The following is a 21759-nucleotide window of genomic DNA, read 5'->3' on the forward strand; positions in this document are numbered from 1 at the left end:
TAAGGCCGTCATCGCCCGGGGAGATCGAGTCGACCCCGCGTGTGCGGGGATGCCCTGGACATGGTCTCGACCGGGGGCAGGTCGGTCGGCCTGCCCCCGGCGTATCGCCGTCACATCGATGATCTACTCGACGGCGGCCCCACGGCCTGTTGCCTGGGAAGGGGGAGAAGAACCTGGGGGTCGGGCTCCTCACCGACGATCGAGGTACTCGACGACCGTGACCTGCTGGAGGAGCGCTCATTCACGCCGTTACCCAGACCCTGGGGAGGCTGGAGCGACGGTGCCGGCGTCCCGGCCAGGCGCTCCCGCGTCACGGGTAGGTCTTGAAGATCTCCTGATAGGGGTCGACGCACGTCCGATCCAGGATGACGTCGTACTTTCCCACCCAGCACGCCTTGGCTTCGAGCTTGTAGACGTCCTCGTGCTCGAAGGCGAAATGCACCCGCTCTCTCGGCACGCAGCTGCGGTAACCCTTGTTCGTCTGCTTGGGCGTGGCCTTCTCGTAGTCGTAGTAGGCGATGCGGAAGAGCACCCAGGTGCAGTGGTCGTCCGTGGGGCTTCCGACATCGGCGACGAACCCGGACAGAGAGAGTTTGCCGGTGGGGTGGATGCGGTTGGGGTCCAGGCCAGTGATGCTGTAGCCGCCGAAGGCGGCCGCATATCTCTTGCCACCCGAAGTCGGCTTGTAGGCGATCCATAACTTGTTCACCACGTCGGCGTTCGCCGGAGGTGTGGTGAACAGGGTGAACGCGGCAAGCAGGGCGCCGGCGAGGAGGGCGGCGAGGGTTCTTCTCATGTCATCTCCGTTTCGATTCGTTGGTCGGCATCCGCGCGCCACGACAGGGCGGTCCCGACGATCAGCGCCGCGCGGACGGCTCCGCGTCACGGGTAGGTCTTGAAGATCAGCTGGTAGGGGTCGGCGCACGTCCGGTCCGGGATCTCGTACATCCCCTTCCAGCACGGCTTGGCCTCGAGCTTGGAGACGTCCTCGTGCTCGAAGGTGAAAGGCACCCGCTGTCCGGGCACGCAGCTGCGGTACCCCTTTTCCGTCTGCTTGGGCGTGGCCTGCTCGTAGTCGTAGTAGGTGATGCGGAAGAGCACCCAGGTGCAGCGCTCGTCCAGAGGGTTTCCGACATCGATGACTCCCCCCGACAGGGCGAGTTTTCCGGTGGGCTGGATGCGGTTGGGGTCCAGGCCCGTGACGTTGTAGCCGCCATAGCCGGCCCAATATCTCTCGGTACCCACGCTCTGCTTATAGGTGACGAACCACCTCATGTTCAGCATGTCGGCGTTCGCCGGAGATGTGGTGAGCAGGGTGAGTGCGGCCAGCAGGGTGCCGGCGAGGAGGGCGGCGAGGGCTCTGCTCATGTGGGCTCCGTTCATGGGTCTGGGGCGGCGTTCAGCCGCGGTCGAAGGCTTGGACGGTGATCAGGCAGGCGAACGCGGCGAGCGCGAGTGCGGTACGGACGAGGTGCAGGTTCAGCCACCGCCGTCGGGTCTCCTGCCAGTCGGCGGGCAAGAGGTCGGGGTTCCAGGCGTCCGCCACCCGGTTGAGGGGCTCCAGGCCCGTCAGGGTGAGGACCACGGTGAGGATCACCATGATCAGGGCGGCCGCGCTGACGCCCAGAGCGAACCATCCACGGCGCCACGACAGGGCGGTCACGACGATCAGCGTCGCGATGCCGGCCAGCAGCAGCGGCGGCATGGCGCGGCCGTAGTCGACGTTGAGCGCCTGCCAGTACCGGACGTACGCGGGCCCCGGCAGGCGGGCCACGGACGGGGCGAGCACCACGAAGACGACTCCGCCCGCGTACAGGCCGACCAGCAGCAACGCGACCATCCTGGACGCGGCGAGCGCTAAGGACACCGCTCCTCCTTCCATGAGAAGGATCAACTAGAATCGCACTTTTTCATTAGATATAGTTCTAGTCAATGTGGTTCTGGAATCATGGTGCACGATGACCGAGCAGAAAAAGCGCCGCGCCTACTCCAGCGCTCTACGGCAGGAGCAGGCCGAGGCCACGCGGCAGAAGATCGCGGGCGCGGCACGGAAGTTGATGATCAAAAAGGGGTACGCCGACACGACCATGGCCGAGGTCGCCCGCGAGGCCGGCGTGGCGCTCCAGACCCTGTACACGTCCTCTCCCGGCGGAAAACCCGCCCTGGCCAAGCTCGTCTACGACACCACACTGGCCGGCGATGCCCGGCCCCTGCCGCAGAGCGACCGCCCCGAGGTCCAGGCGATCATCGACGAACCCGATCCCGCGCGCAAGCTGGCCCGGTACGCCGCCATGGCCACCGGGATCCTGCGGCGCATCCAGCCCGTGCACCGCGTCCTGCGCGCGGCCGCCGCCGCCTCCCCGGCCGACGCGGGACTCCAGGAGGTCCTGGCCGACATCGAACGCGAGCGGCTGAAGGGCAGCCACGGGCCGGCCCACCACCTGCACGCGCTCGGGGCCCTGCGGCCCGGCCTCACTCCGGCCAGAGCGACCGAACAGATCTACGTCCTCACCTCGACGGAGAACTTCGAGAAGCTGACCGAGGTCTGCGAGTGGACCGAGGCCGAGTACGAGGAATGGCTCGCCTGGATCCTCGCGGCCACCCTCCTCCAGGGCTGACGATCCCACCCGCGCGCCCGGACCCGGCCACGTCGCACGTCGATGTGCGAAGGCCGGACCAGAGGGGCGGTCAGGTGGCCCGGTACGCGGCGGCTCGGGCCCTGTAGTCGTCCTTCTCCTGGGCGAAGTCGGGGATGTCGGCGCGGTCGAGGCCGCCGGGCGCGAATGCCTGGTGCAGGGCCTCGATGCCGTCGCCGAAATCGGCGGCGCGGGTCTGCATGGTCTTCTCGTACGCGGTGACGGCCTCGTCGAGGTCGTCGTGCCGGGCCAGCGCGAGGGCGAGTTCGGCGCCGTCCAGCATGGCGTAGTTGGCGCCGTTGCCGCCGAACGGGGTCATCAGGTGGGCGGCGTCGCCGAGCAGGGTGACGCCGGGGGAGTGCGGCCAGAAGTGCGGGGCGGGGATGGCGTAGAGCGGACGGCTGACGTAGGGGCCGTCGTTGTCGGTGATGAGGGGGAGCAGGCTCTCGTCCCAGCCGGCGAACCGCTCCAGGAGCGTGGCGCGCACGGCCTCGGTGTCGGCCGGGTCGAGGCCGGCGGCGCGTTGCCAGTCGGGCTCGTCCCGGATGCCGATGTAGACGCAGACGCGCCCGCCGCTGTTGCGCTGCGCGATCAGGCCCTTGGAGTCGCCGGTGGCGAAGATGTGCCCGTCGCCCACCAGTGTGGCGACGGCCGGGTGGGCGCGGTCGACGTGGTGGAACCATGCCTCCACGAAGGTGACGCCGGTGTAGCGGGGAGTGGCGTCGCTGACCAGCGGGCGTACCTTCGACCAGGCGCCGTCGGCGCCGATGACCAGGTCGGTGTGCGTCGTGGTGCCGTCCTCGAAGAGCAGGCGGTGGGTGCCGTCGCCGTCGCCGGTGATCGACGCCAGCTTCCGGCCCCATCGGATGGTGCCCGGTTCGAGGGCGTCCGCCAGCAGGGCGCGGAGCTGTCCGCGGTCGATCTCGGGGGCGCCGTCCTCGTCCTCGTCGGGCCGATAGTCGACGACGACCTCGCCCTGCGCGGTGAGCCCCCGCTTGGCCTGCCCGGCGGGGCGGGCCAGGGTGCGGAACCGGTCGAGGAGCCCTGCCGCCTCCAGGGCGATCTGCCCGCTGTCCGCGTGCATGTCGAGCGTGCCGCCCTGGGGGCGGGCGTCGAGGGAGGCGTCGAGCTCGTGGACGGTGACCTGGACGCCGTGCCGCTGGAGGGCGCGGGCGCAGGTCAGCCCGCCGGGGCCGGCTCCGATGACGCTGATGCGTGGCGCGGTGGGGGTCATGGGATCACTCCGATTCGCCGGGTGTGGGTGTCGGGGGCTCCGACCTCGCCAGGAAAGCACAGCGATTGAAAAAGTGCAACGAGTCAATCTTTTATCTCAGGCAATCTCCGGATAGAGTGAACCCGTGAGTGAGACGACATCGCCCCCGGGGCGCCGCGAGCGGAAGAAGGCCGCGACCCGCCGGGCCATCGCCGACGCCGCCCTGAACCTGTTCCTGGAACACGGCTACGACCAGGTGAGCATCCGGGACATCTGCGAGGCCGCCGACGTCTCCACCACCACGCTCTTCAAGCACTTCACCGGTAAGGAGGCCCTCGTCTTCGACGAGGAGGGCGACCAGGAGGCGGCCTTGGTCGCCGCCGTCCTGGAGCGCCCCGCCGGCCGGTCCGTCGTCGCGGCCCTCCGTGCGCACATGCTGAGCCGCCTGGACACCGCCGCCGACCCGGCCTTCGCCTCCTACGAGCGGCTCGTCGACGGCACCCCGGCGCTGCGCGAGTACTCCCACCGCATGTGGATGCGCCACGAGACCGCCCTGGCGCACGCCATCGCCCACGCCTCCGGCGCCGCCGCCGACGATCCCGCCTGCTCGGCTCTGGCGCACTTCGCCCTTGAGACACTGGCCCTGGCACACGGCCGGGACGATCCTCGCCTGGCCATCGAGACCGCCTTCGACCTCCTCGAACACGGCTGGCACAGGTCCACCTGACGGCGACCTCGCCGGACGGCCGCAGGGCAACGGGTGCGGGCGGGCGCCTCATTGACGACGACAACCCGGCCGTCGCGTCCTCGCCGTCCTCATCCACCTGAACAAGCCCTGAGGTGCTTCTCAAGCGGCGCCCTCCGGCAGGATGCGGTGGCCCGCCGGGAGGCGACGTGGGCCGAGGTCAGATCCGGGTCATGGTGGATTCGTATCCGCCGCCGCCGGGGTAGACCCATGCGCCGGTGACGGTGGTGCCGTCGGCGCTGAACGTGCCCTCGTAGTAGGCGGGGCCGCCCTTCGCGCCGCCCCAGATGGTCAGTTTGCCGCCGACCAGCTCGTACACGTAGTCGAGCGTGTTGCCCGTCGAGTCGTAGAAGCGCGACATCACGTCCGCGCCGGCCGGTTCGCCGAACGGGCGCAGGTTGCCGATCACCTCCAGGCCGGTGACAGGCTGACCGAACTGGGTGAGCTCGACGTGCTGCAGCAGGAAGAAGCCGCCCCGCATCCACTCGTACCGGACGGTTCCCTCGGCGCCGCCGGTGACCGCCCAGGTGCCGACCAGGCGGTCCAGGGCCTTCACGTCGGCGCTCGGCTCGTAGCTCTCCGGCATCTCAGACATCTCATCCTCTTTGTGTGTCGTGGTGACTGGTCGCCGGTACCTCGGAGGCGGCTCACGCGCCTCGACACGTCCGCGATGTGTTTCACATCACAGTGCGGAGGTGTCGAGAGGCCGGGGCGTGCCACGAGGTAGCGGCAGGAACCCACCAAGGAGGAAGTCATGGTCACCACCGAGAACACCGCCGAGACCACCACTGCGACCGCCACGCGCGTCCCCGCCGTCCGCCGCTCATCCGGTCGCCTGCTGCTCGCCGGCGCCCTGGCCGGGCCGGTCTTCTTCGCCTCGGCCCTCGCCCAAGCGCTCACCCGCGAGGGCTTCGACATCACCCGCCATCCGATCAGCCTGCTGTCCACCGGAGACCTCGGCTGGGTCCAGATCACCACGTTCGTGCTCGCCGGCGTGGGCGGCCTCGCGCTGGCCGCCGGCGTCAGGCTCACCGTCACCGAGGGGATCGGCCGGCGGGCGCTGCCCATCCTCGTCACGATCTTCGGCGCCGGGATGATCGCCGCCGGTCTGCTCCCCATGGACCCGGAGAACGGCTTCCCCGCCGGAACCCCCGACGGGCCGGTGGCCGAGATGTCCTGGCACGGCGTCGCGCACTCGGCCGCGGCCGCCGTCTCGTTCACCGCGCTGGCCGTCGCCGCCATCGTGCTGGCCGTGCGATGCGCCCGCCGCCGGGCCGTGCCGGCGGCCATCGGCAACGGCGTCGCCGCGCTCGTCCTGCTGCTGCCCATGTCGCCGGACCACATGAGCATCCAGATCGCCGTCAACGGCCTGGTCGCCTTCACCTGGACGACCGTCCTGGCCGTGTCACTGGCTCGGTCGCCGCGCCGCTCCGTCTGACTTCACATACCCTTGCCGGACGTTCGACAAGAGGATCCACCATGAAGTACCTGCTGCTCAGCTACACCCCGGCCGCCGCCTGGGACGCCGCGACCGCCGACACCCCGTCCGAGGAGGCGCTGGCGGCGTTCGCCGCCTACCAGGAGTTCGAGCGAGAACTGATCGCCACCGGCGAGTTCGTCGGCAGCGAGGGCCTCGGCCATCCGGCGGTCAGCGCCACCGTCCGCAGGACCGCCGACGGCGTGGTGGCGACCGACGGGCCGTTCGCCGAGCTGAAGGAGGTCCTGGCCAGCTTCGCCGTCATCGACGTGGCCGGCCGGGAACGCGCCGTGGAGATCGTCTCGCGGATCGTCGAGGCGTTGGGCGAGCCGATCGAGATCCGGCCGATCATGGGCGAGGACTTCACGGCGTGACTCCCGACATGCCGGGCGGTGCCCGGTGCGCGCGGACGGCCGCAGCGACCGCGGGATAGGCGCACGCAGCGTGAACGCCGACATCGAACGCCTGCTGCGCACCGAGACGCCCCATGTGCTCGGCGCGCTGGTACGGCGTTTCGGCCGCTTCGACATCGCCGAGGACGCGGTGCAGGAGGCGCTGCTCGCCGCGAGCCGGGCCTGGCGGGCCGACGGCGTGCCGGACGATCCGCGCAGCTGGCTGATCCGCGTCGGCTACCGGCGGATGGTCGATCTGCTCCGCGCCGACCAGGCGCGGCGCCGGCGCGAGCGCGAGGCCGGCCTCGCCGAACTGGCCATGCACGAGCCGGCCCGCCAGGCGGGCCCGCCGCGGGAGAGCGACGACAGCCTCGCCCTGCTGCTGCTCTGCTGCCACCCCGCACTGAGCCCCACCTCCCAGGTGGCGCTCACGCTGCGCGCGGTCGGCGGCCTGACCACCGCCGAGATCGCGCACGCCTACGGCGCCCCCGAGAGCACCATGGGCACCCGGATCAGCCGCGCGAAGCAGCGGCTGGCCCGCGCCGGAGCCCGCTTCACCCCGCCGGTCGGCGCCGACCGGGACAGCCGGGTGGCCGCCGTGACGCAGGTGCTCTACCTGATCTTCAACGAGGGCTACACGGCCTCCGCCGGAGCCCGTCTCGCCCGCGTGGACCTGACCGGCGAGGCCATCCGCCTGACCCGCATGCTCCACGCGTCCCTGCCCGCCGACGCCGAGGTCACCGGCCTGCTCGCGCTGATGCTGCTCACCGAGGCCCGCCGTCCGGCCCGAACCGGCGGCCACGACGAGCTGGTGCCCCTGGACGAACAGGACCGATCGCGATGGGACTCCGACCTGATCCGCGAGGGCACCGCGCTGATCGACGGCGTCTGGAACCGCCGCGAGGTCGGCCCCTACCAGCTGCAGGCGGCGATCGCGGCGGTGCACGCCGCGGCCGCCTCGCCCGAGCACACCGACTGGCCACAGATCGCGGCACTTTACGTGTGGCTCGAACGACTCCACCCCACCGCGCCGGTCCGGCTGAGCCGCGTGGTGGCGGTGGCCAAGGCGTACGGCCCGGCCCGAGGCCTGGCCCTCCTCGACGACCTCAACCACCGCTTCCACCTCGACCACGACCCACTGACCCGCCAACGCGAACGCGCGGTACGCGCCCACCTGCTGCGAATGACCGGCAACACCGCCGAAGCAGCACGCCTGTACCGCGAGGCAGCCACCCTCACCGGCAACCAGATCGAACAGCGATACCTCCTCGACCAAGCCGACCGCCACGCCTGAGGACGCGGCCGTAGTGGGGGTTGGTCTGGTGGGAAAGGCGCGTAGGCTCCTGGAGCCATGAAGGTGCTGATCTCTGTGGACATGGAGGGCATCTCGGGGATCGTCCATCCCACCGAGACGAATCCGGATCGCTACGACTACGAACGCGGCCGGGCCCTCATGACGGCCGAGGCGAACGCCGTCATCGCCGGGGTCCTGGACGCCGAACCCGATGCCGTGGTGTGGGTCGCCGACGCGCACGGGCCGTTCCGTAACCTGCTGCCGGAGGAGCTCGACCGGCGGGCACATCTGGTGCGGGGCCGGCCGCGACCGCTGGGCATGCTCGGCGGCCTCGACGAGAACACCGGCGCGGTCCTGCTCGTCGGCTACCACGCCCGCGCCGGCGGCGGCCCGGCCGTGCTGGCACACACCATGAGCGGCGACATCCTGGACGTGCGGGTGGCCGGACGTTCCCTCGGAGAGATCGGTCTCAACGCCGCCATGGCCGGACACCTGGGCGTGCCCGTCGTGCTGCTCAGCGGCGACGACACCGCCTGCGCCGAACTGGCCGACCTGGTGCCCTCGGCCGTGACCGTCACGGTCAAACAAGTCCTCGGCCAGGCCGCCGCCGTCGCCCTGCACCCCGAGGAGTCCCGCGAGCGGCTACGCGCCGCAGCCGCCGACGCCATCACGCGGCGTGGACAGGTTCCACCGCTGACCATCGCCGGACCGCTGGACGTCGAGGTCGACCTCTACAGCCCCGCCACGGTCGACCTGGCGACGCTCGTACCAGGCGTCTCGCGCGCCGGCGGCGACCGTACCGTCACCTTCACCGCCGCCGACGTCGCCGAGCTCTACCGGCTGGTCCTGCTGCTGGTGCAACTGGCGACCATCAAACCCGGCTAGGGGCCGGCGGCGGGGAAGGTCGATGGTCCGCATGCGGACGTGTCAGGAGGGGTGGGAGAGGGGGTGCTGATCGGCAGGAGTCATCTTGCTTGAGCGGTTCGCGGCGTGGGCGGTGAGGGCGCCGGTGGCGCATGTTCCAAGACTGGCATTGAACCTGTGCCGGAGACTTTCTCCCGCCCGCGGTCGGCCGCGCTGGACCGTCGCACGAAAACCCTCAACCTGCGGGGGAACATCGCCGCGTCTTCGCCGGCGTCCGTGCGCCGTCCTGCTCGCGGATCGGAGGTGCGCGCCGTGCCGGTTACGGAGGCAGGCGCGCGCCTTCGGCCTATTCGTGCGTCGGTTCAGGGGATGTAAATGTTGAAGTAGTAAGCGGCTCGGACGACTTGGTCGCCCGCGTAGTAGTAGCAGTTGCCCACGGCGTTGAATTGGCCGTTGGCGAGGGCGTCGGCACGGCCCACGCGGCACTCCGCCAGGGTGGGGTAGTCGGGCGACCGGTACCAGTCCGGCGGCGCCAACGCGGAGGTGACGGCATGGTCGGCGACGGGGGCGGCCGCGGCGGGCGCGGCGGCGGCCAGGACACCGGCGCCCAGCGCCATGGCGAGCACGGCTACGGCCTGAAACCTGCGAACTCTCACTACGCGGGACTCCTCACGCGTTCAGCGAAACGGGGCACCTCCAGATGAGCACCGATCACAGGGGACGAGAAGCAAACACTTCTCCATATTTCGGCTGTATGACTCACATTACGGCTAGGACCCTTCGGGACGGGCGCATTCAGTGAGCTGCGGACATTCGGCTATCAGGCCCATGACCTCCGCGCCCGATCCGGTCGCGGAAACCGAGCCCCACCTGGCCGGCCGGTCACTCGTCTGACACGGCAGGAGGCCGCGTCATCAGATCTTCGATCTGCTCGACCAAGGACCGCACGTCTTCCACGGACTTCCGGTCCAGCGCGCCGAATCCTCGGTTCCACGGTTGTTCCAGGACCCACTCCAGGTGGTGGACATGGTCGACGTGGTGTGCGTGCAGAACCTCTAGCATCGAGTCGCCTAAGCGCACGACCGCGTCATCGGGATTCGCCCTTTGCTTGATGCCGAAGACCGTGGCGGCGCCTTGCCGGAGTTCTGTCAGGCGGTAACAGATCACCGTGTCGTAGACCTTGAGCCCGAACCCCGAGAGCCGCATCAGTGGGACCAGATCGGGATCGCGCGCGAAAATTCTCCGCTCCGTCCGCTCGATCAGTTGGTAAGGCCCTGGCATCGAACCGCCCTGGCTGGGGGGCACACCGAGTTTCCAAGGCTGGTTGGTGAACGTCACCAGCAGATGCAGGCCGCTTCGACGTTGTCCGGCGATCAGGAAATATTCCGGGGGGAAATCGACTCCGTAGCACCGCCGGAGCACCTCACGTGGATGTGCGCCATGAGCGTAGAGTGCTTTGGCGAGACGGGCCATTGAGGCGTAGTCCGCGCGTGATGCCTTCGCATGAAGGCGTTCGATCGCCTCATCGGTCACCGCGGCCCACCCCGGCTCGGCGGCGGGTCACGCAGGATGTCGTCCAGTAGCCTGCTCAGCCTGGTCCAAATCTCTCTGACCTCGTCCGCCGTCATGGCGTTGATCATTGCCCGTGTCACCTCACGGGCCTTCTCGATCACTTCGGCGGCAGCAGCATCGCCTTGACCATCTGCAAGCACCTCACCGGCCGCATCATCGAGGTCGTCCAAGTGTCGCATGATCTCTGGACTGGCTGGTGTCAGACTCGGATTGTCCGCCATCATCCTCGCGACCTGCTCGACGTGTTCGAAGACCTCTGTCTGCAACCTGGCCCGCATTTCGGAGGTGATCGGATGCGTATCGGCGAACGCCGACGCGAGCCTGAAGGCGGTGAGAACCGTCTGCGACTGCATGAGAGCCGCGTAGACCGCGTACCGGGGAACGTCTCCTCGGGCCTGGAACCGAGGATGGCCGGCTTCGGATACGAAGAGGTGGACATCCTCGGGGGTCATCGTCAGGCCCCGTGTCGGGCTTTCCGGCAGTGGGCTCGTGGTGAGGGCCGCCTCGGGCAGGTGGGCGACCGAGACGCCGTGTCGCCTCTTCAGCCATTCCCCGATGTGCCGCCCCTCGCCGGCGCCCACGCCCCAGGGCTCGCCCTGGGAGGCTCTGAGCGTGGCCAGGAGCTTGGGGTCCTGGAAGAGAAGTTTGATCTTCCGCGAGGTGTCCCGCTCCCACACTTTGATCAGCATGTTCGGCTCTGCCGGGTACAAGATCTGCGGGTACACCTTGCCGATGGCGACCTTCATGGCGCGGTCCAGCCTGTTCGCAAGCAACGTCAGCTGCATCGTGCGGGACTTGGCCAGCGGGCCCCAGTCGAAGCCCTCGAAATGATAGCCGCCGATGACCAATATCTTATTGTTGTCGGCATCCCGGAGAGCCTCTTCGTAGACGTGAAGGAAACCCAGCTTGCTCGGGATCGTCACCTGGGTGTCCGGATCCTGGGACACGATATAAACCTGTTGGTTGACCTTGCCGAGGATGTCCACCGCCCGCTGGGTGTACGAGGACAGGAACACGGTCTCGTGGAAGATCCCGTATGGCAGCTTCTGCCCCGGCTGCCAGCCTCTTTCGTTCCTGGCGACGGCCTGCGCCTTCTCGGCGCTCGTCAGTCGCATGTACGCCCTGCGCACTTCCTCCATCGAGGCCGGTCGGCCCTCGGTCTTGTGCCGCCATGAGGGGGTCCACGCGAAACCGAACGCCGCGACGAGGAGCTTGGCCGGCCGTTTGATCCTTCGCACCGCGTTGCCGACCTCGGCCTTGGCCTCGCGGTCCTTCGCCGGCTCCAGATGCTCGAATGTGTTGACCCCGATCACGACGGCCGTTTGTGCCGCCGTCAGGTTGTCCGCGCCCTTCCCCTTCCATGCGTCTACGCGATATCGGGCCGCGATATCGGGCCTCACCTCGCCCGGTGTCGCCGCCATGTTGACGACGAAACCGGTCATCGGATCGCGGCGGTGCATCGGGATGCGAATCGGGCGGAGTGTATCGATCACCGCGGGCAGCCTGATCACCCTCACAGGTGCTTCGGCCTTGCCGATCTCGTAGGGGAATCTCTTCTCGGAGAACTTCCTAGGCCTGGTTCGTTTCCTCGGGTTGATGGTCAGCGCGATGTAGTACGAGTCTCCGGACTCGTGTACCAACCGGATACTGGTCAGGCGGTGCCGTCTCTTGATCTCCGGGAGTCCGCGCCGCACGCTCTCCACCGTCGCCGACTCCGCCTGGAGGAGCCGTGTGGCCTCGCGGAGCGCGGCGTCCAAGGCACGCTGCCTGGCCTTATCGGAGCGCCGGTCGCGGCGGGGGTCCTTGCCGCGGTCGGGGCGTCGCCGGGGCCTGCGGCGGTCCGCCCTGCGGCGGTCGGGGCGTCGCCGCCCCGGCCTGGCGTGGTCCGCGGCCGGGCCCGGCCTCTTCGGCCGCGGCTTGGGCTTGGGACGCTTGCGCTTCTTCAGGGCGGACTTGAGCTTGGCCCAGAGCTTCTTGACCAGGGCGGCGATCTTGTCGATCACCGCGTCGACGGCGCGGTTCACCGGGCGGGAGAGTTGCTGGAAGATCTGGCGGACGCGGCCGGCGATGCCGCCGATGCCGAGGAGGGCCGCCAGGGCGCCGATCAGGACCGGGATGGAGCGGGCGAGGGCGCGTTCGACCATGGCCGGGACGCCGCCGGAGCCGCCGCGGGCGATGGCGATGACCGCGTCCAGGACGGCGTTGACGAACTCGATGATCTGCCGGGCCTGGGTGACGACGAAGCGGACGATGTCGATGATGAGCTTGACCGCGCGGACGAAGGCCGAGGCGGGGTTGAGCAGGGACAGGATCCAGGTGATCCCGGCGATGAGGATGGTCGGGGTCAGGTACTGGACCAGGCGGCCGATCAGGTCCTTCTTCAGGTCGCCGACCCGGGCCCTCAGCTCCTGCCACATCCCGGCCACGCCCTGTCGTTTGACCTGGACGAGCAGGGGGACGCTGGCTTCGGCGGCGGTGACGGCCTGGTCGGGGACCTTGCGGGTGAGGCGGGCGCGGATGTTGGACCAGCTCAGCCCGAGCAGCCCGGCGATCATCAGCAGGATGCCGCGCACGTCGAACCGGGCGGGGATCTGCAGGCCGGCCGACCCGGCGGTGCCCAGCAGCCAGCCCAGCACCCCCTGCTTGAGATGGGTGCCCGCGTTGCGCATGAACTGCCGCAGCCCCGCGCCGACCGCCCTCACCAGGTTGCCGAGGAAGCCGATCGGGTCGGCCAGGATGAGCATCACCGCCTGGGCGGCCTTGGCGAGCACCCCCAGCAGCAGCCGCTTGAGCTCCATGATCGTCTCGATGGCCCCGGCGACGGCGTCCGCGGCCTTGGACACCAGGCCCTTGTTCTTCTCCTTCTCCGCGGCGATCTCGGCGTCCACGGCCTTGACCGCGTCGGTGTACCGGGTGGCCAGGGTGTCGACCAGCTCGGTGCCCTTGTCGTTGACGGTGTCGGCGAGCTCCTCGAACCTGCCGGCGAACTCGGAGGCCGCCTCCCGGCCGATGGCCCGCAGGTCCTTGGGCAGCCGGTCCACCGCGGCCCGCAGATCCTCGCGGCCGTCGGCGATGCGCTTCTTGGCGCGATGCAGCTCGCGTTCCACGGTGTCGGCGATGCCGGCGATGACCTGGCGCATCGCGGTCAGGTAGTTCGCCTTGGCCCGCTCGTAGATGCGGTTGGCCTCCTCGGGCAGGTCCGCGAACAGGTCGCGCACCCAGCGGGCCTTGCCGGCCAGGCCGGAGTACCGCTCGTCCTTGTAGCGGCGCATGCCTTCGGTGTGCTCGGCCGTGAACCGGTCCCTGGCCTGCTTCTCACCGGTGGTGAACTGCCGGTCGACGGCCTTGTCCAGATCCGACAGGATCTTCTCGACGTCGGTCTTGGTCTGGTCGAACACCTTCTGCAGCAGCGCGGTGACCTGGGTCCGCCTGTCCTCGTCCCGGCCTTTGGCGCCCTGCTTCCCGGCGCCGACCCGCCGGCCGGTCGCCATCCGCGTGCCGTGCATGGACGCCATCGCGGCCGCGCCGGTACCGGCCGCCGCCGTCCTGACCTGCTTGATCTGCCGCGATTCCGTGCCGCGCAGCCGCGTCGGCGCGGTCTCGGCGTGTGCCTCCATCGCCTTCTTGTCGCGCACCGCCTTGTCGAACGACGGCTCGCGCGCGTTCTTGAACGACAGCTGCCGCTCGGTCACCCGCGCCTCGGCCATCTGCCGGTTCACCCGGGCGGGCCCGTCGGACATGTCGGTGGCCGAGGCCGGCAGCGCGTCCGGCACGGCCTGATCCGGGTCGGGCGCGCCCGGCCTGCCCGGCACCCGGTCGGGGACCAGCGGCACGACCTTCTTGGCGTCCGGCGCGGGTTCCGGCACCTGCGCCGTGGTCTGGGCGATCTCTCGCGCCGAGGCGTCCTTGCCCGCGCCCACCTCGCCCTGGACCTCGGCCTTGACCTCCTCGGCCTTGCCGGAGTCGCCGAACTTGTCCGCCTCGTCCAGGTTCTTGGGGGCCCGCTTGGCGATCGCTTCTTCGACCGCCTTGATGAACGCGGCCTTGTCGAACTCCTTGGGCTGCGCGGCGTCCATGTCCTCGGCGTGCGCCGCCTTGCCCCGCGCCTCCCGGTCGTCCGCGGGTGGCACCGCCGCCGCCTGCGCCGCACCCGCCTCCACCGCCGCCGGCGGGTGACTGGACCCCACCGCCCTCTTCTTGGCGGAGACGTCCTTCTTCAGCGCCTGGAACTTGGGGTCGGCGCCGGGGGAGCGGCGCCCCGTCGCTTCCTTCGACCGATCGGGCCGCTCCGCCGTGGACCGGCCGGCGTCGGCCAGGTCGCCGGCCTCGGGGCCGGGCGCGGACGGCGCCTTCCCCTTCGGTCGGGGCGGCGGAGCCTGAGCCGGCTTAGGAGACGCGGTGGCGGCCTGGACCGCGACCGCCTTGTTCCCGACGAGGCTCTGCCCGGCCAGCAGCATCCCGGGCCATCGCGGCTCGGCCCCGCCCGGTGGCCCGCCCAGCGCCGTCGCCATCGCCGCGTTGCCCACCACGGGCTGCGCGCGTCCCATGTCGTCCGGTGTCCGCCCCGCCCCGTTCGCGGGCGCCGTGCGATGTGCGCCGGAGACGGGAGCCGTGGTCGTCGCGGGCCGTGGCGGCGTGCGAACCTTCACTGGAAGTGGCATCCGACGCTCGCCCTCCTCGCCAGGCGCCAAGATCGTGCCTTCGGAGCAGGATGGCAGCCGGCGCATCGCGGGTTCGCGATCACGGCGTCACTCCCGCGTCACCGGCGCGTCATGGGTCCGCCGGAACGCCGAACGGCCGTCACGCGCAAGATGCGTCTTACGCGCGACGGCCGCGGGGCCCGTTCACCGGACGAGCGGGACGATCGTCAGCGGCCGAGTTTGACGATCTTCTCCAGGTCGGCGGCGGAGTAGTCGCGGCCGGCGGCGGCGGTGGCGAAGTGTTCGACGCGGAGGCTGGTGCCCTTGATGGGGCCGCCGTCGAGGCGGTCGGCGTGGTAGGCGTCCAGGAGGTTCTGGGCCTCGACGGTGGCCTCGGCGAAGCGGGTGAGCGGGTCGGCGCCGCGGGCCAGGACGTCGCCCATGGCGCGGGTCATCACGTCCTGGTTGCCGGCGAAGTCGCCGAACTGGGCGCCCTCCGACAGCGGGACGTCGCCGGAGCCCGCCGCCCGCGTCGCGCCGGCGGGGAAGCTCAGGACGTGGTCGCTGGCCACCCGGTGGTAGGGGTGCTGCTCGAACCAGCCCTCCTGCTCCAGGACGGCGTGCGACGCGTGGGTGAGCGGCATGAAGCTGTTGGCCTTGTGCCGGTCGGCGGCGACGCGCGGGCTGTGCAGGTACATCAGGAAGGCCAGCGCGCCGTCCTCGGCCTCGTCGCCGAGCCCGTCCTTGAGGAAGATGGACGTGCCCGCGACCGCGTTGCCGACGTAGGGGACGTCGGCGTTGTACGGCATGAGGCCGACCTCGATGTCGAAGCCGTTGGCCTTGGCCGCCTGGACCATGTAGTTGACGTCGTTGGAGGAGGTGATGCGGAACACGACCTCCTGCTCGGCGAACGCCTTGAACGTGCCGGCCCAGTCGGGGATGCGGTCGGTGTAGAGGTAGTGGCCGTCCCGGTGGAGGCGGCGCCACCACTCGACCCACGTCATCATCGCCTCGGAGGTCAGGTCCACGGTGGTGGCCCGGCCCTGCCTGCCGTTGTGGTTGTCCACCAGCAGACCGCCCTGCGTGGCCAGGGCCTGCTGGAAGAACGTGCCGTGGTTGGACCAGCCGATCGGGTACGCCGGGCGGCTCGGGCTCTTGGCGATCGCGCGGCACGCCGCGTCCAGCTCGTCCCACGTGCGGGGCAGCTCGGACAGGCCGCACGCGCGCAGCAGGTTCTTGTTGGCGTAGATGAGGCTGGTCGTGCCGACCGACGGCATCGAGATGAGCTCGCCGCCGAGGCTGTAGTAGTCGCGCAGCGGCTTGAGGATGTCGTCCAGGACGACGGTCTCACCGAGGATCTCGGTGCGGCCGCGCACGGCCCGCTCCAGCGAGGTGAACGTCGGGGTGCCGTCGCCGTTGAGCATGTCCCGCGCGCCCTCGGCGGTGTAGAAGTAGAACTCGGCGAGCGCGGGCGCGCGCCCTTCCGCGGCCGCCTCGGCGACCTTCTGCGGGAACGTCCAGAAATCCTGGCCGACGACCTTCACGTGGTATTCGGGGTGCAGCCTCTCGAAATCGGCCGCCTGCTCGTACCACCGGTCCATCCAGCCCGGAAAGGTGAGGTCGGGGACCCAGACTTCGATGACGATCCTGTTCTTCACTCGTTCCTCCTGAATTTCAGGGCATGGCGTCCCGATCGTGCACGCGACGAAGTCGTCCGCCGGAATATCTCGGCCTGTCCTGTCAGATGGCCCGGGGCATGCGCCCGACCAGGTCAGGGCGCGCCACGATGCACCCTCGAATGCTTTCTCACGGCGTGGCGCCGGGCATCTCCGCGATTGCTGTGTCGGCGCATTCGAAAAGATGCGCCGCCGGAGGCGCCGATGTGAGGCTGACTGGCATGGCACGGTGTGGCGCGACGCCCGCGTGCGGCCCGGAGTCGGTGGACCATCGCGAGACCAAAGGACCTGTGGCAATGACGGTTATCACGAACGTTCGCGAGCGGGCGGTCGCCGCGCCGCCCGAGCCCGGCCTGACGCCCGAGGAGATCATCGCGCGGGCCGAGGCGATCGCGCCCACCTTGGTCGCGCGCCAGGCGGAGACCGAGGCGCGCACCTACTACGCCCAGGACACCCACGAGCTGTTCGCCGAGGCGGGCCTCTACCGCATCCTCGTCCCGAAGCGGTACGGCGGGTACGAGTTCGGCGTCGACACCTTCTTCCGCGTGGTCATGACGCTGGCCCGCGGCTGCCCGTCCACGGGCTGGATGTACTGCCTGGGCGCGGCGCACGCGCTGGCCGTGGCCACGCTGTTCGGCGAGCGGGCCCAGGACGAGATCTTCGACGGCGACTTCATCTGCCCGGCCACGATCATGCCGAGCGGCACCGCGGAGCGCACCGAGGACGGCGACTGGATCATCAACGGGACGTGGGCCTACTGCTCCGGCTCCCCGTACGCGACGCACTTCGTCGGGCACACGCTGGTCGCGCCCGAGGAGGGCGCCGAGCCGGTCCCCATGCTGTTCATCGTGCCGAGCTCGCAGTTTCGGCGGCTGGACGACTGGGGCGGCCAGCTCGGGCTGAAGGGCAGCGGCTCCCACAGCATTAAGATCGAGAACGCCCGCATCCCTGACCACTTCACGATCAAGTCGCACATCAGCCAGTTCGACGTCAGCGGCGGCACGCCGGGCCTGACGCTGCACGGCAACCCCCAGTACGGCGGCGGCCCGCTCAGCATCATGATCCTGGAAAGCGCGGTGCTGGCGGCCGGCATCGCGCACGGCGCCCTCGACGCCTACGAGGACCTGATGCGCGCCAGGACCACCTCCTTCCCGCCGATCACCGGCCGCACCGAGAACCCCGACTTCCAGTTCTGGTACGGCCAGGCGGCCGGCATGCTCGCCACCGCGGAGGCGGCCGTGCTGAACGCGCTGCAGCAGTGGAAGGACGCCTGCGCGCGTGGCCCGGAGGCGTTCACCCCCGAGCTGGAGCTGCGCATCGCCGGGATCGGCCGCGAGGTCGTGCGCCTGAGCTGGGACGCCGTCCAGCGCTACCTGTTCCCGACCGCCGGGTCCAGCTCGGTGCGCGTCGGCGAGCGCGTCGAGCGGGTGTGGCGCGACCTGTCCACCATGCACAGCCACGCCGGCGTCGCGATCTATCTGAACGGCCTGGCCCCCCGCGAGTACGCGATGGCGCGGTTCGGCATCGAGGCGCACCACTGACGCGCCCCCGGACCGGCGACCGCACGAGCCCGCCCGCACCCCCGGGCAGGGCTCCTCGCCCCCACGCCGGCCGCGCTCCGCGACGGAGCGCGGCCGGCGTTTCTTTTCCCAGGGAAATGACGGCGGCGGTTTCCCGATTCCGCCCGGCGAAATACGGCGCCGCGCATATGGGCGGGCCCGCCGCGGACCGCAGCATTCCAGGAGATGCGGCGCTCCCGGCCCGCGCGTGACCATGTAACGGTGAGGATGAAGCATTCCGGTCGAATCGAATCCGGACGGAAAAGCCACCGCGGAAACAGCGGGCCGTTCGCCCTCCGCTGACGCGGGGCGAAATCAGGAAAAGCATCCCTCACGCGACCGCCTGTTTCTCAGGAGCCCGCCTCCGCGCGGTCGCCGGAAGGCGAAAGGGAACACGAGTGACTGAGGCGTCTCGCGCACGCGGGTCCGGGACACGGCGCGCGGTTACCTCCTGCGCGCAGGACGGGCTGTGGTTCCTCCACGGCACCGCGCCGTGCGCCCCCGCGTACACCGTCGGCCGGGCCTACCGGGTGACCGGCGAGCTCCAGGTGCCGGCGCTGCGGGCGGCCTGGCGCGCGGTGGTCCGCCGCCACGAGAGCCTGCGCACGACCCTCGTCGAGGAGTCCGGGCGGCCGGTCCAGGAGATCGCCCCCGAGTGCGACCCCCGCGCGTTCGCCGACCTCGGCGCGGCGGCGGGCCCCGACCCGGACGCGACGGCCGCCCGCCTGTACGCGCGCATGGCCTCCGAGCCGCTGGACCTGGCGGCCGGGCCGCTCGCCCGCCTGGGCGTCGCGCGGCTCGGCGCGGACGAGCACCTGGTCCTGATCCTGCTCCACCGGGCGGTCGCCGACGACGCCTCGATGGCGATCGTCGTGGAGGAGCTGTCGGCCTGCTACGCGGCCGCGACCGCCTGCCGTCCCGCCGGGTCGGCCAGCCCCGCGCTGCCGCCCCGGTACGCCGACCATGCCCGAGAGGAGCGCGTACGGCTCGCCGCGCCGGGCCTGGGCGAGCGGTTGGATCGGGCGGCGGCCGAGCTGACCCCGCACCCCTCCCCGGCCGTCCCCCCGCCCGACCGGCCCCGCCGCGTCGTCCCCGAGTACGAGGGCGGCGCCGCGCGGTTCCACTGGGGCGCCGAGCTGGCCGGCCCGGTGCGGGAACTGGCGGAAGCGGAGGGCGTGCCGCCGTACGCCGTCCCGCTCGCGGCCTTCCAGGCGCTGCTCGCGCGGTACGCCGGCGAGGATCGGGTGGCCGTCGGGGTCCCCGTCGCCACGCGCCCGCCCGGGTTCGAGCGGGCGGTGGGGTGCTTCGAGAACCTCGTCGTGGTCTGTACGGACCTGTCCGGCCGGCCGTCCTTCCGTGACCTGCTCGGCCGGGCGGCCAGGAGCGCCGAGGCGGCCTTCGCCCGGCGCGACGTCCCCTTCGACCGGCTGGTCCGGGCGCTCGGCCCCGACCGGGAGGCCGGCCGCGTCCCCTTCTGCGATGTCCTGGTCGCCTTCGAGGCGCCCGAGCCGGTGCCCGACCTGCCCGGCGCCGTCGTGCGCCGCCTGCGGGTCGAGGACGCCTACGTCCGCGCCGACCTCGCCCTGACCCTGGGCGAGGCGGCGACGGGCTCGCTGGCCTACCGGACGGCCCTGTACGACGACACGACGGCGCGGCTCGTGCTGCGCCACCTGCGCACCTTGCTGAGCGCCGCGCTGCGCGACCCGGACGCGCCGGTGGACGCGCTGCCGCTGGAGACCCCCGAGCGGGCCCGCCTCGCGGTGCGCGCCGCCGATGGCGTCACCGGGACCGCGGCCCCTGACCTGCCCGTCCACGAGCTCGTCCGCCTGCGCGCCCGCCGCGACCCGTCCGCACCGGCGCTGTCCTGGGACGGCGAGGTCGTCTCCTACGGCGAGCTGGACCGGTGGGCGGGGCGGGTGGCCGCGGCGCTCGGCGCGCCGGACGGCGTCGCGGGCAGGCCCGTCGCCGTCCGGGCCGCCTCCGGCCCCCGCCAGATCGCCGCGTCGCTCGGCGTGCTGCGCGCCGGGGGGCGGCTGGTCTGCCTCGGGACCGGCGACGTGGGGGAGCGGGGCCGCATGGTGCTCGGCGACGTGCGCCCGGCCGTCCTCGCGCTCGACGGCGACCCGGACGGCGACGCGCTCGCCGCCTGGTACCGCGACGAGCTGGGCGGCACGGTGCTGGACCTGACCGCGGCCGGCCGGGAACCGGCGTCCGGCCCACCACGAGACCCGGCCGCCGCGGCGGTCCCCGGCCCGCCGGAGACCCCGGCGCCGGCCCCCTCCCGGCTGGATGAGGCGGCGTACGTCACCTACACCTCCGGGTCCACCGGCAGGCCGAAGGGGATCGCCCAGACGCACGCCACGTTCGCGCAGTTCGTCACCTGGTTCGCGGACGAGTTCCGCATGGGCCCGGGCGCGCGCGTGGCGCAGTGGGCGGCGCCGGGGTACGACGCGAGCCTGGTGGAGGCGTTCTCCGCGCTCACCGCCGGGGCCACGCTCTGCACCGTCCCCGACAAGATCCGGGCGAACCCCGACAAGGTCGTCGAATGGCTCGCCGATCAGCGGATCACCCTCTTCCAGACCGTCCCGAGCTTCGCACGGCAACTGCTCGGGCTGATCGAACGGCGCGGCCCCGCCGAGCCGCCCCTGGCCCTGGACCACCTCCTTCTGGCCGGGGAGCCGCTGCCGGGAGAACTGGCCGGCGCGCTGCGCGCCGCGCTGCCCGGCGTGCGGCTGGTCAACCTCTACGGGCCCACCGAGTCGATCCTCGCCACCTGGCACGAGATCACGGGCCCGGTGCGGGGGATCGCGCCGATCGGCGGATCCATCCCGGGACGGCAGGTGCTGGTGCTCGACGACCGGGACCGCCCGTGCCCGGCCGGCGTCACCGGGCAGATCGTCATCATCGGTCCCTACGTGACGTCCGGCTACGTCGGCGCCGCGGCCGGGGACCGGGCCTCCTTCCAGCCGGTTCCGGCCATCCCGGAGCTCGCGCTGGACGGCGGGCACTGCTACCGGACGGGAGACCTGGGCCGCCGCCGCTGGGACGGATCCCTGGAGTTCGGCGGGCGCAGGGACTTCCAGATCAAGTTCAACGGCGTCCGGGTCGAGCTCACCGACATCGAGACGGCGCTGGCCGCCGAGGAGTCGGTGGCCGACTGCGCGGTGGTCCCGGTCGCCGACACCCACGGCCTGGTGACCCGCCTGGTGGCGTACGTCGTGCCACGGCCGGGGGCCGAGGAGCCGGGACCCTGGCGCGCCGCGCTGCGCAGGCGGTTCGGCGGATCCGCGCTCCCCGTCTCCTTCAAGATCGTGGACGGGCTTCCCCGCAACGCCGGCGGCAAGGTGGACCGGCGCGGGCTTCCCCGCCCCGGCTCCTCGCCCGCGGGCGCCGCGGGAACGCGGCGGACGCGGGTGGAGCGGGAAATGGCCGCGCTCTGGTCGGAACTGCTGGGCGGCGATCCGAGCGCCCCGGACGATGGCGTCCGTTTCTCGGGCGACACCTTTTTCTCGGCGGGCGGGCATTCGCTGCTCGTCCCCGTGCTGCTGCGCCGGATTCGCGAGCGTTTCGGAACGGCGGTGTCGCTGCCCGAGTACCACGCGAACCCTACATTCGTCGGCCTTTCCGCCCTGGTCGACGCGCAGATTCCTTCAGTAAAAGCGGCAAGCGCCATCATGATGGGGTGAGAGAA

General features: G+C 71.1%; 17 protein-coding genes. 8 read left to right on the top strand and 9 right to left on the bottom strand.

The features are described from left to right. Positions 1–310: 310 nt before the first annotated feature. From BJ981_RS29660 to BJ981_RS29670, 3 genes are all read right to left on the bottom strand, one after another. On the bottom strand, positions 311–796 hold the full coding sequence (locus BJ981_RS29660) for a hypothetical protein (protein WP_184616724.1): 486 nt from the start codon (positions 794–796) through the stop codon (positions 311–313). 86 nt (positions 797–882) lie between these two features. Then, positions 883–1368 (bottom strand): hypothetical protein, encoded by a 486-nt coding sequence (locus BJ981_RS29665; protein ID WP_184616725.1) that lies wholly within the window; start codon positions 1366–1368, stop codon positions 883–885. 31 nt (positions 1369–1399) lie between these two features. Further along, complete coding sequence (locus BJ981_RS29670) at positions 1400–1867, bottom strand: anthrone oxygenase family protein (RefSeq protein ID WP_239139302.1); 468 nt, start codon at positions 1865–1867, stop codon at positions 1400–1402. 91 nt (positions 1868–1958) lie between these two features. On the opposite strand from BJ981_RS29670, the gene BJ981_RS29675 reads away from it, so the two are divergent. Continuing rightward, positions 1959–2618 (top strand): TetR/AcrR family transcriptional regulator, encoded by a 660-nt coding sequence (locus BJ981_RS29675; protein ID WP_184616727.1) that lies wholly within the window; start codon positions 1959–1961, stop codon positions 2616–2618. A 70-nt stretch (positions 2619–2688) separates the two neighbouring features. Here BJ981_RS29675 and BJ981_RS29680 read toward each other — a convergent pair whose 3' ends face one another. Next, positions 2689–3870: an FAD-dependent oxidoreductase gene (locus BJ981_RS29680; protein ID WP_184616728.1), complete on the bottom strand. Its 1182-nt coding sequence runs from the start codon at positions 3868–3870 to the stop codon at positions 2689–2691. Positions 3871–3994: 124 nt separating this feature from the next. Between BJ981_RS29680 and BJ981_RS29685 the strand changes: the two genes are divergently transcribed. Further along, complete coding sequence (locus tag BJ981_RS29685) at positions 3995–4576, top strand: TetR/AcrR family transcriptional regulator (RefSeq protein WP_184616729.1); 582 nt, start codon at positions 3995–3997, stop codon at positions 4574–4576. Between the two features lie 178 nt (positions 4577–4754). Here BJ981_RS29685 and BJ981_RS29690 read toward each other — a convergent pair whose 3' ends face one another. Next, on the bottom strand, positions 4755–5189 hold the full coding sequence (locus tag BJ981_RS29690) for a hypothetical protein (protein ID WP_204070310.1): 435 nt from the start codon (positions 5187–5189) through the stop codon (positions 4755–4757). 159 nt (positions 5190–5348) lie between these two features. On the opposite strand from BJ981_RS29690, the gene BJ981_RS29695 reads away from it, so the two are divergent. The 4 genes from BJ981_RS29695 (at position 5349) to BJ981_RS29710 (ending at position 8642) form a co-directional block, all read left to right on the top strand. After that, complete coding sequence (locus BJ981_RS29695) at positions 5349–6032, top strand: DUF998 domain-containing protein (protein WP_184616730.1); 684 nt, start codon at positions 5349–5351, stop codon at positions 6030–6032. Positions 6033–6073: 41 nt separating this feature from the next. Then, positions 6074–6445: a YciI family protein gene (locus BJ981_RS29700; protein ID WP_184616731.1), complete on the top strand. Its 372-nt coding sequence runs from the start codon at positions 6074–6076 to the stop codon at positions 6443–6445. A gap of 70 nt (positions 6446–6515) precedes the next feature. Beyond that, on the top strand, positions 6516–7757 hold the full coding sequence (locus BJ981_RS29705; RefSeq protein WP_184616732.1) for an RNA polymerase sigma factor: 1242 nt from the start codon (positions 6516–6518) through the stop codon (positions 7755–7757). Between the two features lie 63 nt (positions 7758–7820). After that, positions 7821–8642, top strand: coding sequence for a M55 family metallopeptidase (locus BJ981_RS29710; protein WP_204070309.1), 822 nt, complete (start codon positions 7821–7823; stop codon positions 8640–8642). A gap of 341 nt (positions 8643–8983) precedes the next feature. Here the strand turns inward: BJ981_RS29710 and BJ981_RS29715 are convergent, their stop codons facing one another. The 4 genes from BJ981_RS29715 to BJ981_RS29730 all read right to left on the bottom strand — a co-directional run bounded on the left by BJ981_RS29715 (position 8984) and on the right by BJ981_RS29730 (position 16491). Continuing rightward, positions 8984–9277 carry a hypothetical protein gene (locus tag BJ981_RS29715; protein ID WP_184616734.1) on the bottom strand — a complete coding sequence of 98 codons (294 nt, stop codon included), beginning with the start codon at positions 9275–9277 and terminating at the stop codon, positions 8984–8986. A 226-nt stretch (positions 9278–9503) separates the two neighbouring features. Then, a complete protein-coding gene (locus BJ981_RS29720) occupies positions 9504–10154 on the bottom strand; it encodes a hypothetical protein (protein ID WP_184616735.1) in 651 nt (216 codons plus the stop codon). Further along, positions 10151–14740 carry an MCP1 family protein gene (locus BJ981_RS29725; protein WP_184616736.1) on the bottom strand — a complete coding sequence of 1530 codons (4590 nt, stop codon included), beginning with the start codon at positions 14738–14740 and terminating at the stop codon, positions 10151–10153. Before BJ981_RS29725 ends, BJ981_RS29720 begins: the two co-directional genes overlap by 4 nt. A 320-nt stretch (positions 14741–15060) precedes the next feature. Beyond that, on the bottom strand, positions 15061–16491 hold the full coding sequence (locus tag BJ981_RS29730) for an extracellular solute-binding protein (RefSeq protein WP_184616737.1): 1431 nt from the start codon (positions 16489–16491) through the stop codon (positions 15061–15063). Positions 16492–16805: 314 nt separating this feature from the next. Here BJ981_RS29730 and BJ981_RS29735 point away from each other — a divergent pair, with 314 nt between their 5' ends. Both BJ981_RS29735 and BJ981_RS29740 read left to right on the top strand, forming a co-directional pair. Then, on the top strand, positions 16806–18050 hold the full coding sequence (locus BJ981_RS29735) for an acyl-CoA dehydrogenase family protein (protein ID WP_184616738.1): 1245 nt from the start codon (positions 16806–16808) through the stop codon (positions 18048–18050). Positions 18051–18466: 416 nt separating this feature from the next. After that, the gene (locus tag BJ981_RS29740; protein ID WP_184616739.1) at positions 18467–21754 is read left to right on the top strand and encodes a non-ribosomal peptide synthetase; all 3288 of its coding nucleotides are present in this window, start codon (positions 18467–18469) and stop codon (positions 21752–21754) included. The last annotated feature ends 5 nt before the right edge of the window (positions 21755–21759 follow it).

The organism is Sphaerisporangium krabiense (assembly GCF_014200435.1).
Taxonomy (GTDB): Bacteria; Actinomycetota; Actinomycetes; order Streptosporangiales; family Streptosporangiaceae; genus Sphaerisporangium; species Sphaerisporangium krabiense.

Excerpts from the sequence above, each read along its gene's own strand:
- BJ981_RS29735 (WP_184616738.1), top strand. The coding sequence starts at position 16,806 with ATGACGGTTATCACGAACGTTCGCGAGCGGGCGGTCGCCGCGCCGCCC.
- BJ981_RS29690 (WP_204070310.1), bottom strand. The coding sequence starts at position 5,189 with ATGTCTGAGATGCCGGAGAGCTACGAGCCGAGCGCCGACGTGAAGGCC.
- BJ981_RS29665 (WP_184616725.1), bottom strand. The coding sequence starts at position 1,368 with ATGAGCAGAGCCCTCGCCGCCCTCCTCGCCGGCACCCTGCTGGCCGCA.
- BJ981_RS29695 (WP_184616730.1), top strand. The coding sequence starts at position 5,349 with ATGGTCACCACCGAGAACACCGCCGAGACCACCACTGCGACCGCCACG.
- BJ981_RS29675 (WP_184616727.1), top strand. The coding sequence starts at position 1,959 with ATGACCGAGCAGAAAAAGCGCCGCGCCTACTCCAGCGCTCTACGGCAG.
- BJ981_RS29660 (WP_184616724.1), bottom strand. The coding sequence starts at position 796 with ATGAGAAGAACCCTCGCCGCCCTCCTCGCCGGCGCCCTGCTTGCCGCG.
- BJ981_RS29680 (WP_184616728.1), bottom strand. The coding sequence starts at position 3,870 with ATGACCCCCACCGCGCCACGCATCAGCGTCATCGGAGCCGGCCCCGGC.
- BJ981_RS29725 (WP_184616736.1), bottom strand. The coding sequence starts at position 14,740 with ATGGGACGCGCGCAGCCCGTGGTGGGCAACGCGGCGATGGCGACGGCG.
- BJ981_RS29700 (WP_184616731.1), top strand. The coding sequence starts at position 6,074 with ATGAAGTACCTGCTGCTCAGCTACACCCCGGCCGCCGCCTGGGACGCC.